The sequence below is a fragment of the Aliikangiella litoralis genome (genome assembly GCF_052495765.1).
Genome location: NZ_CP199292.1, coordinates 3,638,958 through 3,655,800 on the forward strand (window position 1 = coordinate 3,638,958; position 16,843 = coordinate 3,655,800).

General features: G+C 37.3%; 9 protein-coding genes. 4 read left to right on the forward strand and 5 right to left on the reverse strand.

The window, feature by feature from the left end:
• Positions 1-4: 4 nt before the first annotated feature.
• Both ACT5E3_RS15070 and ACT5E3_RS15075 read left to right on the forward strand, forming a co-directional pair.
• Entirely contained in the window at positions 5-754 is a 750-nt protein-coding gene (locus tag ACT5E3_RS15070) for a L,D-transpeptidase family protein (protein WP_444994368.1), read from the forward strand.
• Positions 755-1,020: 266 nt separating this feature from the next.
• Entirely contained in the window at positions 1,021-3,645 is a 2,625-nt protein-coding gene (locus ACT5E3_RS15075) for a TonB-dependent receptor (RefSeq protein ID WP_444994369.1), read from the forward strand.
• A gap of 169 nt (positions 3,646-3,814) precedes the next feature.
• On the opposite strand, the gene ACT5E3_RS15080 is transcribed toward ACT5E3_RS15075, so the two are convergent.
• Positions 3,815-5,266, reverse strand: coding sequence for an FAD-dependent oxidoreductase (locus tag ACT5E3_RS15080; RefSeq protein ID WP_444994370.1), 1,452 nt, complete (start codon positions 5,264-5,266; stop codon positions 3,815-3,817).
• On the reverse strand, positions 5,263-9,705 hold the full coding sequence (gene gltB, locus ACT5E3_RS15085; RefSeq protein WP_444994371.1) for a glutamate synthase large subunit: 4,443 nt from the start codon (positions 9,703-9,705) through the stop codon (positions 5,263-5,265). The genes ACT5E3_RS15080 and gltB overlap by 4 nt, the downstream gene beginning before the upstream one ends.
• A 356-nt stretch (positions 9,706-10,061) precedes the next feature.
• Here gltB and ACT5E3_RS15090 point away from each other — a divergent pair, with 356 nt between their 5' ends.
• The gene (locus ACT5E3_RS15090; RefSeq protein WP_444994372.1) at positions 10,062-10,541 is read left to right on the forward strand and encodes a hypothetical protein; all 480 of its coding nucleotides are present in this window, start codon (positions 10,062-10,064) and stop codon (positions 10,539-10,541) included.
• A gap of 561 nt (positions 10,542-11,102) precedes the next feature.
• On the opposite strand, the gene queF is transcribed toward ACT5E3_RS15090, so the two are convergent.
• Positions 11,103-11,534, reverse strand: a complete 432-nt coding sequence (gene queF / locus ACT5E3_RS15095) for a preQ(1) synthase (protein ID WP_444994373.1) — start codon at positions 11,532-11,534, stop codon at positions 11,103-11,105.
• Positions 11,535-11,777: 243 nt separating this feature from the next.
• On the opposite strand from queF, the gene ACT5E3_RS15100 reads away from it, so the two are divergent.
• The gene (locus tag ACT5E3_RS15100; RefSeq protein WP_444994374.1) at positions 11,778-13,880 is read left to right on the forward strand and encodes a M13 family metallopeptidase; all 2,103 of its coding nucleotides are present in this window, start codon (positions 11,778-11,780) and stop codon (positions 13,878-13,880) included.
• Between the two features lie 60 nt (positions 13,881-13,940).
• Here ACT5E3_RS15100 and ACT5E3_RS15105 read toward each other — a convergent pair whose 3' ends face one another.
• Together ACT5E3_RS15105 and secF are read right to left on the reverse strand one after the other, a co-directional pair.
• A complete protein-coding gene (locus ACT5E3_RS15105) occupies positions 13,941-15,773 on the reverse strand; it encodes a DEAD/DEAH box helicase (protein ID WP_444994375.1) in 1,833 nt (610 codons plus the stop codon).
• Positions 15,774-15,885: 112 nt separating this feature from the next.
• On the reverse strand, positions 15,886-16,830 hold the full coding sequence (secF, locus tag ACT5E3_RS15110; RefSeq protein WP_444994376.1) for a protein translocase subunit SecF: 945 nt from the start codon (positions 16,828-16,830) through the stop codon (positions 15,886-15,888).
• Positions 16,831-16,843: the final 13 nt, after the last annotated feature.

The window sequence follows — 16,843 nt, forward strand, 5'->3', positions numbered from 1 at the left end:
TTTGATGCACAAGACGGCTTATATATTCATACAAGTAACCACTATTATTGCGGCTTATTTACTTTCAACTTCAATGACAAACGCTCTTCCATCAGTTTCAGTACCCACGAGTCAACGTGCTCAAAAAGCGATTGATTCAGTAACACCACATCTAAAAAGAGAGCTCAATAAACTTGGACTAAAGTTAGGCTCACCAATTTTTATTCGAATATTTAAACAATCTTCTGAATTAGAGTTATGGATACAATCTAACGAACAAAGTTATAAGCTTTTTAAACGCTACCCAATTTGCACTTTTTCGGGCAAGTTAGGACCTAAAGAAAAAGAAGGCGATAGACAAAGCCCTGAAGGTTTCTACTTTGTCAAACCCAATCAATTAAATCCTTGGAGCCGTTTTCATTTATCATTCAATTTAGGCTACCCCAATCAATATGAAAGGCAATTACAAAGAACAGGTAGTGCTTTAATGGTTCACGGTAACTGTGTTTCTATTGGTTGTTATGCAATGACAGATAAGCTCATAGAAGAAATTTATACACTTGCCAATGTAGCCTTAGCAAGTGGTCAACCCTACTTTCGAGTGCATGCTTTTCCCTTCAAATTAACTGAAGAAAATTTAGCTCGATATAAAAAGCATCGCTGGTATAACTTCTGGTTAAATTTACAAGAGGGTTATCAATGGTTTGAAACACATAAAACCCCTCCAAATGTCACTGTAAAAAATAATCGCTATAGTTTTAGTCATTCCAACTAGTAGCCCTTCAGACTCAAAATCAAGCCCAACTTAAATCTCTCTATTTATAGAACCATTTTCAATTAAAAACACACATTATATTTATTTTGCACACTTTATAAATATTTTTGTGTACATTGACATATTTTTGTTTACAATAGCCTTATAGGGCATATGTACTTAACACTTAGCTCAATAGACTAAAAATGTCCTGTGTTGTTAATGACTATGAAAAGCTTTTTTCAGATGTTGTTAGATATAATTATCAATAAATAATGGGGTTTTTAATGAAACAAAAACATAATCTTAATTTAAACAAATCGCTATTAAGCCTAGCTATTGCATCAACTTTTTCGCTCTCAGCTTTAACTTCATATGCTGCTGAAAGCGATGTTGAAGAAGAAAATGTTAAGGAAAACAAGATACAAATTACTGGTTCACGCATACTGCGCACAGATCTTGAGTCATCAAAACCAGTAACAATCATTACAAAAGAAGACATTTTAAACTCTGGTCTTAATGATATCGCAAGCGTGCTCGCACAAAGTATCTTCAACACCAATGGCACCTCATTAGCCCACTCTAACAATTCGGCAGGCAATTTTTCTGCTTCAAACCTACGTGGGTTAGGATCAAACAGAACCTTAACTTTAGTTAATGGTCGACGAGTAGCAGGTACATCTTCACTTGCAGGCTCTACCGTTAACCTAAATATGATACCAATCGAAGTGGTCGAACGTATTGATATTTTAAGAGATGGTGCTTCATCTATTTACGGCTCTGACGCGATGGGCGGTGTAATTAATATCATTACTAAAGATGATTATGATGGTATGCAAATTTCTTTAAATGCATCTCGTGCAACTCAAGGCGGAGCAGAACAAACAGGAGGCTCTTTAACCTTCGGTTCTAGCAACAACAAAAGCTCTTTATTAGTTGTTTTAGAACATCAACGTAATGGTAGCCTTAAAGGAGGTGAACGCCCTCACCTTGATGCTGAACATAACCCTAAACGCTGGAGTGGACGCTACTCGCCTTGGGGTAGTTACTATCAGCGTGATGATTTTGTAGATCGTCCTAGCTCACTTTGTCCTCAAGAAAATATTCAAGATACCGAATGGGGACAAACATGCGGCTATGATGTAATGGATGGCAAATATTACTTGCCTGAGTTAGATAAAACCTCTGTATTTACCAGTTTCAACTATCAGATAAGTAATGATATTAGTTTCTATAATACCATCATGTACACACAAGATAATACATTTACCTCATCTACGCCTATGTGGGCATGGGGTATTATGACAGCAGATAATCCGAATAATCCAACATTTGGAACCCCTGGTGCCGTAGATGTCTCTTACACTCATTATATGGAAGGCTCAGTTCCAAGAGAGTTTACCTTCAAAAGCCAATTATTAGACATTAATGCAGGTGTCGACTGGGAAACAGATGCCGGTACGCTTAATGTCAATTTATCTCATAGTGAAGATTCTTTCACTCAAGAATCTAACTACTATTACTTCAGAGATAAATTTCAAGAAGCCGTCGATGCTGGCTTATATAATCCTTTAGCCCCTGCAGGTGGTCCATTAGCAACACAAGAAGTGCTAGATACTTTCCGTCATACACAACATCGAGTAGGCTCAAGTATTTCTAAAGGTGTGAATATTAACTGGGCAGGCCTTTCAACAATAGAATTACCAGGTGGAGACATCGGATACGCAGTGGGAGCAGAATATCGAGAACTTAGTACTTCAGACAAACAGGATGCTCAATCTAACACTGGCAATGTATTAGGTGCTTATGGTGGTGATACTATTGGCAATAGGAACTATAAAGCAGCTTATATTGAAGTTGAGCTTCCCGTACTAGAAAACTTAACGGTAACAACAGCTACTCGTTACGACTCTTATAGCTTGCCAGATCAAGGTCAGGCTTCAAGTAGTGCTTCCGTCAGGTATGAACCAACAGATAAATTTGTTGTACGTGCATCTTTCAGCCAAGGATTCCGCGTAGGTGATTTAACCGAAACAACAGGCGATGAGAGTGTTGGTTACCAATGGTTTACAGATCCCAAATATTGTAACCCTGTTCCTGTAGATGAACGCGCAGATTCTGAGTTTTGTAAACCAGTTAATCAAGCTGTTCGTAATTTCGCTAATCCTGACTTACTACCCGAAGAGTCAGAACAAATATCAGCGGGCATTGCATTCAATGCCACCAACGATCTCAGTTTTACATTAGACTATTGGAACATTGAAATTACCAATCAAATCACTTCAATTACTGCTCAGACTATTTTGGATGAAGAATATTTAGGTAATTTAGATAACTATACTGGTCTATACGTAAATCGTGATTTATCAACCAATGACTGGCGTGAAGAAATTACTGAAATTGGTTCAACGGTAACTAACTACCTTGGTTTAGATACGACGGGAATTGATTTCTCAGTAACATCTAATTTTGACTTTGGTGATGCCGGAACATTAACAACGGTACTTGAAACAACTTTTGTCACTGAATATAACTTCCAAACAACTTCGCTTGATCCTGAATATGACTATGTTGGTTATTATAGTCGACCAGAAAAAAGAGCGTTGTTAAAAAATAGTTATACAAATGGTGCTTGGAAAGCCTTTTTAAATGTTCGTTATGTTGATTCTTTCTTAGGAGAAACACCTGAAGAAGAAGCGAACGGTGAAGAGTGGTTAGACTACCCAGCCATTACAACGGTTGATGTTGGTGTTTCATACGACTTTGATGACTATGGTACAGTAAGGTTAGTATCAACTAATGTTACAGATAAACTACCTCCTGTTAATACTGATGTTCGTGAAGGTTATAATTATACGATACACAGTATAATCGGCCGAACCATTCAATTATCATACACTAAGTCATTCTAATTAAAACGGAATGAGTCATAGACACTCAAGAAAATTGAGTGTCTATTTTTAAACTGTCAATATTCCTTTACTGATATTTTTTTCATAAAAATCAAATAATAGTCAGTTGAATATCTGACTTAACCGAAGCTAAAAATACCCCTAATATAAGCACTTACACTAGTACAATTTATACCTCAAGAAAATCCAAAATTTCCTTAGCCGCTTGTCTACCTTCAGCAATAGCAGTGACCACCAAATCAGCGCCTCTAACCATATCACCACCAGCAAATATTCCTTTAGATTCGGTCTGTTGAGAGTAAGGTAAATCAAAATCGTCACTAGTTTGAGTAATAACCAATCCATTTTCCTTTTGCGTAATACCAGCTTGAGTAAACCAATCAGCAGGACTGGCTTTAAAACCAAATGCCAATATCACTATATCGGCCTCTAGTAAGTGTTGTGCTTCTTCATCAATAACAAACGTTTTCCTATTACTACCAACGGTTTCGTGAATACTCGTTTCAGCCAGCGATACACCAGACACCTTTCCTTGTTGATTTTCAATCGATAAAGGTTGTCGATTAAATAAAAATTCAACACCTTCTTCAATGGCATTTTTAACTTCTTGAGGTGAACCAGGCATAGAGTCTCGATCTCGACGATAAACACAAGTGACTTTTTCTGCTTGCTGTCTTTGTGCTGAACGAACACAGTCCATCGCTGTATCTCCGCCACCTAAAACAACAACTTTTTTACCTTGCATACTTTGGTAGGGATATCCCTTCATTTGATAATCTTGTTGTTGATTGACATTAGCAATCAGAAAATCTAATGCTTTAATAACCCCAACAGAATCAGCCCCAGGCAAATTACCAGTCACACTGGTATAACATCCCATCGCTAAAAATATAGCATCATGCTCCTGTTGTATTTGTTCAATAGATATTTGTTTGCCTACTTCGGTATTCAAACGAAACTCAACGCCAATATCCTGTAAAAACTCTCGGCGCTTTTGCACTATACTCTTTTCCAATTTAAAACCAGGAATACCAAATGTGAGTAACCCACCTATTTCAGGGTACTTATCATAAACAATCGGCTTTACTCCATTTCTTGCGAGTAGTTCAGCACACCCTAAACCAGCAGGCCCCGCCCCGATGATAGCGACAGTTTTATCCGTTTGTTTAATATTAGAAAGATTTGGTCGCCATTTATTGGCAATCGCTCGATCAGAAATATTCTTCTCTATTTCCCCGATTGTTACAGCACCAAAGCCAGTGTTTAGAGTGCAAGCCTGTTCGCATAAACGATCTTGCGGACAAACTCTCCCACAAATTTCTGGCAATGGATTAGTTTCATGCATTAATTCAGCAGCTTGTGAAAACTGCTCATTTCTAACTAACTCTAACCAATTAGGAATGTAATTGTGCAGCGGGCATTTCCATTCACAATAAGGATTGCCGCAATCTAAACAACGAGAAGCTTGTACAGTTAACTCTTCAGATTTTTTTGCAACATAAATTTCTTTAAAATCAATTACCCTTTCGGTTACTTCACGTTTATTATGTTCGCCCCTTTGCTGGTTTAAAAATGCGAGCAAATCTTGTGGCTTATTATTTTTACCCTGCTGTTGACTCATTTTACCACCCTCAATAATGTCACTTCTTCAGGTATACTCTGACCTGTCGCTTTTGGCACAACCACCATAAAATAATCAAGATACTGTGGTAAGTTTCGTAAAACCTTTTTTGCCCAAGTACTTTGTGTATTTTTTACATGTTCATTTAGCAATTCAATCAATTCGCTCTGGTACATATCGCACTCAGGTTCAGATAACCCCATCACTTCAACATGTTCAAAATTAGTTCGTTTATTTAAGGTTTCCCGTAAATCCAATACAATGGCAATACCGCCTGTCATACCTGCCGCAAAATTTTCACCAACAGGCCCTAATACAACCACAGTACCACCAGTCATATATTCACAGCCATGATCACCAACCCCTTCCACCACAGCTATAGCCCCTGAGTTTCTTACGGCAAATCTTTCTCCAGCTTGGCCTGCCGCATATAAAGCTCCACCGCTCGCTCCATACAAACAAGTATTTCCGATGATTGCGCCACGACTAGCAACATATTGAATATTATCTTGTGGGTAAATACTAATCGAACCGCCAGACATTCCTTTACCAACATAATCATTGGCATCACCCACCAAATTCAAATTCATTCCTGATGTATTCCAGACACCAAAACTTTGTCCTGCAATTCCTTTAAAGTTTAAATTTAGTTGAATCGGCACAGAAGAATTATTTTGTGCTAAATAACCAGCAACAGATGCGCCAACAGAACGATCGTAATTTTTAATTGAATAAGAAAAATTTAAAGCAACCGCATTCAGTTCAGCGCTTTTTAAATCTTCTAACAATTTTTGATTAAGCACTCCTTTATCATAAGGCATATTACGAAGTCCCTGATAATGTGGAGGAGTGTTTTCTGGACGTTTTGAAGAGTCCAAAATAATTTGTAAATCAAGGTGGTTTTGCTTTGCCGTTTTTCCACTAATAATTTGTAAAAGATCGGTTCGACCAATTAACTCATCTAATGAGGCAACCCCAAGTTTAGCCAACCACTCTTGAGTTTCTTTAGCAATAAACTGAAAATAGTTAATCACTCTTTCAGGTAAACCTAAAAAATGTTGTGAGCGTAAAGTTTTGTTTTGTGTTGCAACACCGGTAGCACAATTATTGAGGTGGCATATTCGTAAAAATTTACAACCAAGAGCAACCATCGGGCCTGTACCAAACCCAAAACTATCAGCGCCTAAAATTGCACCTTTTATGACATCTAACCCGGTTTTTAATCCACCATCAACTTGTAAACAAATTCGGTCACGTAAACCATTTTCAATCAAAGCTTGATGAGCTTCACTCAAACCAATCTCCCAAGGTGTACCAGCATATTTAACAGAAGTTAAAGGACTCGCTCCTGTTCCCCCATCATGCCCGGCAATGGTAATCATATCAGCATAAGCTTTTGCAACACCGGCAGCTATGGTTCCAACCCCCGGTCCCGAAACAAGTTTGACAGAAATAAGGGCTTTGGGATTAACCTGTTTTAAATCAAATATTAACTGTGCTAAATCTTCTATAGAATAAATATCATGATGAGGCGGTGGAGAAATCAAAGTGATCCCCGGTGTTGCATTTCTTAGTTTAGCAATTTCTACAGAAACTTTTGAGCCAGGCAGCTGCCCTCCTTCACCAGGCTTTGCACCTTGTGCAACTTTAATTTGTAAAACTTCAGCATTCACTAAATACTTAGCCGTCACGCCAAAACGCCCTGAAGCAACTTGCTTTATTTTAGAATTTTTATCAGTACCATAACGCGCTTCATCTTCACCACCTTCACCACTATTAGAGCGACCTCCAATTGTGTTCATTGCAACAGCTAGTGCTTCATGAGCTTCGGGACTTAATGCACCAATTGACATTCCTGCAGAATCAAAGCGTCGCATAATTTTACTTTTTGATTCAACCTCGTGAATATCTAATGGTTTGTCGGCAAGGTTAAGCTTCATTAAATCTCTTAACGTTGCGATAGGACGGTTATTGACCTTATCTGCATATACTAAATAATCTTTATAGTCTCCACTGTTAACGGCAGTTTGCAAATACTGTACAACATCTGGGTTATAACAATGGTATTCTCCGCCATGTACGTATTTTAGTTGCCCACTTCGCTGAACTTTAACTCGCTCTTGCCAAGCTTTTCTTGCTGTTACTTGAGAATCTCTTTGGATATCTTCAAAAGTCGCTCCACCTATTCTAGAGCTCATTCCGGGAAAACATTTATTGATAATACTAATATCTAACCCAACCGCTTCAAATAACTGAGCTCCGCGATAACTAGCCACTGTTGAAATGCCCATTTTTGACATAATTTTCAACAAGCCCTTGTTAAGACCTTTAAAATAGTTCCGACGAGCAGAAATTAAATCAAAATCCAGTCTAGACTCAGTATGTAAATCATTAATAATATGTAATGCCAAATAAGGGTAAATAGCCGTTGCACCAACACCAATTAATACAGCGAAATGGTGAGGATCTCTTGCTGTACCTGTTTCTACAATAATATTAGTATCGCATCTTAAACCTTCATCAATTAGGCGATTATGTACGGCGCCTGTCGCTAACGCAGCATGAATAGTCAGTTTTCCCGGTGTAATATCACGATCACTCAAACGTAGAATAACGCAACCGTCTTTCACTAAATTAACGGCTTCATCGCATAAGCTAGAAATTGCATTTTCGAGCGTATCAGTTTCATCATAAACAAGCGTTAATAATCTCTGTTGATAAAACGCTTGGTCTAATTCATTTAACTGCTTTAACTTGGCATAATTTAATATTGGCTTACCAATAATTGCTCTAGATGCTAATCCATTAGTTTCCTGAAAAACATTATGTTCTCGACCAAAACAAGTTTCTAATGACATTACCGATTTTTCTCTTAAAGGATCTATCGGCGGATTTGTTACCTGCGCAAACTGTTGTCTAAAATAGTCAAACAAGTTTCTTTCTTTTTGTGACAGCACAGCTATCGGCGCATCATCTCCCATTGAGCCAGTCGCCTCTTGGCTCATGTTTGCCATCACTTGTATAATTTGCTCTTTTTCTTCTACAGAAACACCAAATAATTTAACAAAGGTAGGAAGGTTTTTTAAATGCCCTTCAATGTATCTTTGTGCGCCTTGTTTTTCCAACCAGGGTTTACTACGTAAACGAATTGTATTTTCTCTTAACCATTCTAAATAGGGGTGTCGGCTTTTTAACATATCGTCAATTTTATTCGTTCGCCACACTTGACCTGTTGAAATATCAGCTGCAAGCATTTCACCAGGACCTACCCTATCTTTTTCAACCACATCAGCTTCATCGTAATCCCACACCCCTACTTCAGAGGCAACCGTTAATATTCTGTCTTTAGTAATCACATAACGTGCAGGTCTTAATCCATTACGATCAAGAGTACAGGCAATATGTTGACCATTTGACATAACGATTCCAGCAGGTCCATCCCATGGCTCTGTATGCATAGAATTAAACTCATAAAAAGCTTTTAATCCAGGCTCCATATTGGTTCTATTTGCCCAAGCCGGTGGGACAAGTAAACGCAAAGCTCTAAAAATATCCATTCCGCCAGCTAATAATACTTCAAGCATATTATCCAGTGACGATGAATCGGAGCCTGTTTGATTAACCAAATGTTCTAGATTGCCTAAATCAGGTAACAATGGAGTATAGAGTTTTTTCTGGCGAGCTCTTGCCCACTTTCTATTAGCCGAAATCGTATTAATTTCCCCATTGTGCGCTAAAAATCGAAAAGGCTGTGCATACTTCCAAATGGGTGCAGTATTAGTAGAAAAACGCTGATGAAAAAGACAAATAGCACTAGCCAAATCAGGATCAGCTAAATCAGGATAAAATTGGTTAAGCAGCTCAGGCAAAACAAGCCCTTTGTAAACTATCATCATATTTGACAGTGAAACGACATAATAAACATCATCTTTAATTCTATCTGCGGCTCTTCGGCGAGCCATAAACAGTCTTCGCTCAATATCATGTTTTCCCCAACCAGGAGGAGCGCTGACAAATATTTGTTCTATGTTAGGCAATGTTTTCATTGCCGCAGATCCACACACAGATGTATCGATGGGCACTTTACGCCAACCACAAATAGTCAAAGTTTCTTTAGCGAGTTCTTCTTCTAGAATTGATTTAGTTTGTGCTGCAATTGAGTCATCTCTATTGAGAAATACCTGACCAACAGCAAAATGCGGCCCGAGAGTATAACCTAAAGACTCACCAACTTTCCGGAAAAAAGCATCACTTAGCTGAATCGATATACCGCAACCATCACCCGTTATTCCATCTGCATTTATAGCACCACGATGGGTCATTCTGGTTAATGCGGTTATAGCAGTATCAATCAATTGGTGACTTTGCACACCATCAAGCTGAGCGATTAAACCAAAACCGCAGTTATCCTTTGCTTGTGAAGACTGATATAAAGTCATTTATTACCCCTATTAAAATAAATAAGTTAATTACGCTATCAATTCCCAATTCATGCATTTAAGGTTTATACATAAGCATGAAATACATGAAGTCACTAAAAGCATCTAATACTGCACATTCTATTACTATAAAATAGTAAACGCACCAAAAATGACAGCGCTATCATTTAGTATATTAAACCAATGCTACTCTGGACATCATTAAAATTGAATACTAATCTAGAACAAGTTGTTATAAGTTTTATCTAGATTCAGCCTAATTTGCACTAAGAGACGTAGTTGCGCTTAAAAATCAATGTGTTACACTCAGTCAAGCACCCACAAATCTTACGAATTATTATGTATAAGGCTTCCCAATGATCAAAGATCTATTCGAGCAACTGAAAAAGAAGCTTGAGCCTACTGCGTCGGACTTTAGCACAAACGAAAAAGCAGAGGATAAACCTAGCTCTCCTATCGGTCAATTAACGACTGAGAAAATCAAAGCAATCGTAGCCGAATTAACTGCTGAGACCCCATTATTTGAAGAAGCAGGCTTTTTAATGGAACAATTAGAAATAGAAATTGGTTTAATTCCCAAAATAGTTCCTCAGTTTACTCAAACTAAAGAAATAAGCCCCGAAGAAGAAGCTAACTTTTTGGGACAGCTCAATAATAAACAACTACTCAAATTTGTATTGCAATCATTATTTAAAGCAAGTCGTATGAAAGCTCTCTTAGAGAGTACTGAGTTATATTTATACGGTATTGAAATATCAGTTTCTGCTCCACCCTCAGTAAAAACCATTTTTAAACGCCAAAGAGTTAGTGTAATTAATAGCGATACACATCACTAAATTTACTTAAATACAGAGATTATTGACTTAAAGACTACTCAACCAATACATATCAATAAAGTATTATGGCAAAACAACCAGAGTTCTAACTTTCCGTAGAACAAAAAAGAACAAGCTCCAATTTATGTTGCCCTAAAACTTCCTTTAGTCCATACAGCGATTTACATTCAACCCACTTAACCTGAACTCATTAATATTAGCCTTGAATCATGAAACAACGCTATTTGTCCAAATTGCGACAACCCACAACCAAACTTTATATTGCATCCTATATATTTTTATTGCGCACAATAAAAATATATAGTATCTTTATATACATCATTGGCGTCAATGATGAATTACTTAAAAGTAGCTTTATTTTTCTGCTCAGTTAAAAAGAGCAGTCTGTTAGAAAGTGGTGACTTCTAATGGCAATGATATGCCAGTAAAGTAAGGCTTATGTAATATTCTGACAGGTGTCGATGATGCTATTGATATTCAATATCTTTTTACATTGAATTATTAACAGTTTGATTCTCGCTTTAGCCCCTTTTTAAGGGGCTCTTTTTATTGATTTCTATGTTAATCCAGTCTGTTCCATTCACTAACATCATGCCAATCTTTGTATTTTTCCTCTCCTCCACGGCTTTTCCAATCTGAATCGATAGTTAGCCTAGAACTAATACCACCTCTAGGATTACAGTCCATCACAACTCGCAACCTTTCAGGCTTAAACTTTTCAACCAAATGATCATAAAAAATATTAATCAACCTTTCATAAGACACAACAATATCTCTCAGCTGGTAAACATATTGTTTTAAAGCTTTTAATTCGATAATCTTTTTATCTGGATGAAATAATAAGTAGATAGTGGCAAAATCAGGTTGTTCTTGTACTCCAAGAAAAGTGAACTCAGGAATTTTGATATTTATCTCATACGCTTGGTTAGATGGGTTAGGTAATGCAACCAGCAAGTCGCTCTGAATACTTTCGTAAGTTCTCACTTTAGACACCAGTGTCTACTCCTATTTTGTTAGTTGTAATATTTTTATACTAAATAATCTACAAATCAATTAGTTAGAATTATTAGCAACTTGGCCTTCGTGCAATATATCCAGTAACTATTTTAATCGCCTGGGCACTTGCAATAAATGGAATATTTATGCTTCTATATAACAAACCGATCTTTAGTATCGGGCAAAACTATAAAAAATGAAATACAAATACTAATTTAATTATCCGGAAGGAAGTTTCCAATGAAAAAACAAATACTTGCTAGCGCGATATGCTTAGCTTTAATCACATCATGCGGGCAGCAAGAAAGCTCAACTAAACCAACAGCTTCTACTGACACTAAAGACCCCATGAAGCAACAAACACCGTTAAAATCAGGGATTGAATTAGCCAATATGGACAAAACAGTCAGACCTCAAGATGACTTTTATCGTTACGTCAATGGTGCATGGTTGGATAAAACAGAAATCCCAGCAGACAAGTCTAGCTATGGTTCTTTTACCGCTTTACGAGATAAATCAAGACGAGATGTTAAGGCAATTATTGAAGAAACAGCTCAGCTAGAAAGTGTAGACAAAGGCTCAGATGCACAAAAAGTAGGTGATCTATATCGAAGCTTTATGGATGTTGAAAAACTTAACCAGCTACACATTACCCCACTCAATGACGAATTTCGAAAAATAGAAGCACTAAAGTCGCATGACGATATTTCAGCCTATTTTGCTGAATCACAAATTATTGGCAGCGATGCACCTTTTGGTTTTTGGATTAACAATGATTCTAAAAACCCAACAGAATATATTATGTACCTAACTCAATCAGGACTCGGTTTACCCGATAGAGAATACTATTTAAAAACAGAGGGAAAATCAGTCAAAATCAGAGAAGCCTATGTCGCTCATATTGCAAAGATTTTTAATTTAGCAGGTTTAAAGAACAGCCAAGAATTAGCCCAAAAAGTAATGGGACTAGAAACATCAATAGCCCAGATACATTGGAGTCTGAAAGATAATAGAGATAGAAACAAAACTTATACAAAATATACATTTGATCAGTTAAGTGAATTCAATGCTGATTTAAAAAATGATGATGCTCGCCGCTTTAATTGGTCAACTTATTTTGACCAAACAGGAATTAAAAATCCAAAAGCGCTTATAGTCAGGCAGCCTACTTATATCAAAAATTTTGCAAAACTATTCGCAACAACCAGCGTTTCAGATTGGCAAACCTATTTTAAATGGACTTTAATCAATGCAAATGCAAGTCGGCTCAGTTCAGAATTTGATAAAGCCAACTTTAACTTCTATGGCACTATTCTTAACGGTACTCCACAACAAGAAGAACGCTGGAAAAGAGCAGTCAGTACAGTTAATAATTTACTTGGTGAAGTTGTCGGAAAAATTTACGTCAAAAAATATTTTAAACCTGAAGCCAAAGCAAGAATGGTTACTTTGGTGGAAAACTTACGAGAAGCTTACCGTCAGGCTATCATAGAGTTAGACTGGATGGGTGAAGATACTAAGAAACAAGCTCTCGATAAACTCGCTAAATTTACGCCAAAAATAGGCTACCCAGATAAATGGCGTGACTATAGCTCATTAAATATTGAACCTTCAGATTTAGTTGGAAACTACCTTCGAGCGGCAAAATTCAATTATAACCGTGAGATTAATAAATTAGGTCAACCTATTGATAAAACAGAATGGTTTATGTCTCCACAAACGGTTAATGCCTATTATAACCCATCAATGAATGAAATCGTTTTTCCAGCGGCTATTTTACAGCCTCCATTTTTTTATATGGAAGCCGATGATGCAGTTAACTATGGTGCTATTGGTGGTGTAATAGGTCACGAAATGGGTCATGGTTTCGATGATCAAGGTGCTAAATCTGACGGCGACGGTATTTTACGAAACTGGTGGACAGAAAAAGATCTTGAAGAGTTCAAATTACGCACCAGTAAGCTTGCTGAACAATTCAGTCAATTTGAGCCTTTACCAGGCGAACATATCCAAGGGGAACTAACCTTAGGTGAAAATATCGGGGATCTGGGTGGGCTCACAATTGCCCATAGAGCCTATATGCTATCCCTAAAAGATAAACCTGCACCTGTTATTGATGGTTTGGCTGGCGAAGAAAGGTTTTTTATGGGCTGGGCACAAGTTTGGGCCTATAAATTTAGAGATGAAGCTTTGAGTAATATGCTACAAACCGATCCACACTCTCCTGGGCCTTATCGAGGAAATGGAACATTAATGAATATGCCTGAATTTATGAAAGCTTATAATATAAAGCCTGGCGATAAAATGTATCGCAAGCCAGAAGAGAGAGTAAAAATTTGGTAATAAAAGCCTGTAATTTGGCTATAGAGGGAAGCTAAATGCTTCCCTTTTTATATGAAAAAATTAACTTTTCTTTGAGCGTCTACTTTTAGAAGAGCGCTTTTTGGCTGGTTTAGCTCGACTCTTATCAGAAGAATGACCACCTGTATTGAGTTTATCAAAATCAAAATCTTTAGCTTTAGTTAGCCTCATAGGCTTACCACATACGCGAACTTTCTTAAGATGTGTAAATGCATCTTTCGGCATATCACCAGGCAAATCAACAGTCGTAAAATCATCAAATATTTTAATATGTCCAATATACTTGCTTTCTAGCTCAACCTCATTCGCAATCGCACCAACAATGTTAGCAGGCTTAATTCCATCTTGAAAACCAACCATAATGGTAAAACGCTCCATTTCGATATCAGGAAAATCACTCAAGGCTTCTGCTTTTCTCGAAAAGTCTTTACCTGAGCGAGACTCCCCCTCTTTACTTTTACGTTTACGAACTCTTTCGCGTCCATAATTTTCCTGCTCACCTTTTCGACTTCTTCTCTCTTCGCTTGGCGAAGGCAAATCTTCCAACAGAAAAGGTGTATTAGCATGTGCCAAGCTAGCTAAAGCAGCAGCAACTTCTAACCCGGTATGATTGGATTCATACTGATACGCCTCCAATATTTCCAAGTATGGCTGTAAATCACCTGAATCAATTTTTTCAGTTATTTTCAACTTAAATTTTTCAATTCTTTGGTCATTAATTGCATCAGTTGATGGCAGACCAATACGCGTAATTTTCTTGCTCGTTGTTCGTTCTATTAAAGATAACATCCGCTTTTCACGTGGCGTAACAAATAGTATGGCAGAACCTTCACGTCCAGCTCTACCAGTACGCCCTATACGATGGATATAAGACTCAACATCTTGTGATATATCATAGTTGATAACATGAGAAATACGTTGTACATCTAAACCACGGGCCGCTACATCTGTTGCAACTAAAATATCTAATTTATTTCTTTTCAGCCGCTCAATGGTTTGCTCTCGTGCAGATTGTTGTAAGTCTCCATTTATCGCAGCACTTGCATACCCTCTCGCATTTAATTTATCTGCCAATTCTGTCGTCGCCGTTTTAGTCCGTACAAAAATAATAACCGCATCAGTTTCTTCCACCTCTAAAATACGAGTTAATGCATCTAACTTGTGATTATTAGCAACAATTAAGTATTGTTGAGCAATAGTCGAAGCGGTTGTTGTTTTTGTCTTAATTTTTATTTCTTTAGGCTCTGATAAAAACCGATTGGCGACACGTTGGATCTCTTTTGGCATAGTGGCAGAAAACAATGCAATTTGACGGTCTTGTGGTGTTTGTTCCAGCACCCACTCCACATCTTCTAAAAATCCCATACGTAACATTTCATCAGCTTCATCTAATACTAAGGTATGCATGTCATTCCACTTAAGTTTTCCCCTTCTCATATGGTCCATAACTCGACCCGGTGTACCGACAATGATATGTGCACCACGGCTTAATTGGCGTAACTGCTGAGACATTGATTGACCACCATAAACAGGTAGCACTTGAAAACCAGGTAAATATTTAGAATAAGTCTTAAAAGCTTCGGCAACTTGAATTGCTAACTCTCTAGTAGGAGTTAAGATCAATGCTTGTGGCTTACGGTTTGTTAAATCAATTTTAGCCATCAAAGGTAATGCAAATGCAGCGGTTTTACCTGTTCCGGTTTGTGCCTGACCAATAAGATCAGAACCACTTTGTAAAACAGGTATGCTTGCAGCCTGAATAGGAGATGGTTTCTCATAACCGATCTCATTTAATACTTTAAGTAAACTTTCTGGTAAATTAAGCTCGCTAAAACTTATTTCGACTTGAGAAGTCGGGTCATCTGATTGCGACATGATATATCCTGAGGATCTTGATAGGTCTAATAATAGTCAAGAAACTAACAAAAGGTGATAAACAAAAAGCTCCCAACGTAGCAGGGAGCTTTAACTACGATTTTGCCATTAATTATATTAAGGCGTCTTGATCTTCTCCCTCTTTTTCGACTTCTGGAGGCATAAGATCTTCTTTGCTAATTCCTAGAGCTAGGGCAACATTACTCGCAACATATACTGAAGAATAAGTTCCGATTAAAACCCCTGTAATTAGCGCAGTAGCAAAACCATGTATTGTTGCGCCACCTAAGAAAAATAAAGCTAACAAAACTAATAAAGTTGTTATAGATGTTATAATAGTACGAGACAATGTTTGGTTTAATGAAACATTAATCACTTTAAATGATTCTTGTTTTCGAAGTTTCAAAAAGTTCTCTCTAATACGATCGAACACCACAATCGTATCATTTAATGAATAACCAATAACAGCTAAAACAGCCGCTAAAACAGTTAAGTCAAACTCCATTTGAATAAGAGAAAACAAGCCAACGGTAATAATAACATCATGTGCAAGCGCAGCTACAGAACCTAGAGCAAACTTCCACTCAAAGCGAAGTGACACATAAATCAAGATCCCAATTAAAGCGACTAATATCGCTAGCCCACCTTGTTCTGTTAACTCTTCACCAACACTAGCACTCACAAAATCAATTTTTCTCATTTCGACTTCAGAGTTATGCGCTTGACGCAACTTGGTAATAACATCATTGCCAATTTCATCTGCTTTTCTGCCATCAATTGGCGCTAAGCGAATCATGATATCTTTTGCTGTTCCAAAATTTTGCACTACGGTTTTATCATAACCAGCTGCTTTTAATACATCTCTAATACTGTTCAAATCAGCATCTTGCTGATATCTAACTTGTACTAAAGTACCGCCAGTAAAGTCTAAACCAAAGTTAAGCCCCTTAGTCACTATCGCAAATATAGAGCCTATAATTAGCAAAATAGATATTATTGTTGCAATAACTTTGTACTTAATAAAATCAATATTTAGATCAGATTTTAAAATTCTCACTCTTCTACTCCCA

Bases quoted from the DNA above. Each gene is read 5' to 3' on its own strand.
- ACT5E3_RS15070 (WP_444994368.1), top strand. From the start codon at position 5: ATGCACAAGACGGCTTATATATTCATACAAGTAACCACTATTATTGCG.
- ACT5E3_RS15075 (WP_444994369.1), top strand. From the start codon at position 1,021: ATGAAACAAAAACATAATCTTAATTTAAACAAATCGCTATTAAGCCTA.
- ACT5E3_RS15080 (WP_444994370.1), bottom strand. From the start codon at position 5,266: ATGAGTCAACAGCAGGGTAAAAATAATAAGCCACAAGATTTGCTCGCA.
- gltB (WP_444994371.1), bottom strand. From the start codon at position 9,705: ATGACTTTATATCAGTCTTCACAAGCAAAGGATAACTGCGGTTTTGGT.
- ACT5E3_RS15090 (WP_444994372.1), top strand. From the start codon at position 10,062: ATGATCAAAGATCTATTCGAGCAACTGAAAAAGAAGCTTGAGCCTACT.
- ACT5E3_RS15100 (WP_444994374.1), top strand. From the start codon at position 11,778: ATGAAAAAACAAATACTTGCTAGCGCGATATGCTTAGCTTTAATCACA.
- ACT5E3_RS15105 (WP_444994375.1), bottom strand. From the start codon at position 15,773: ATGTCGCAATCAGATGACCCGACTTCTCAAGTCGAAATAAGTTTTAGC.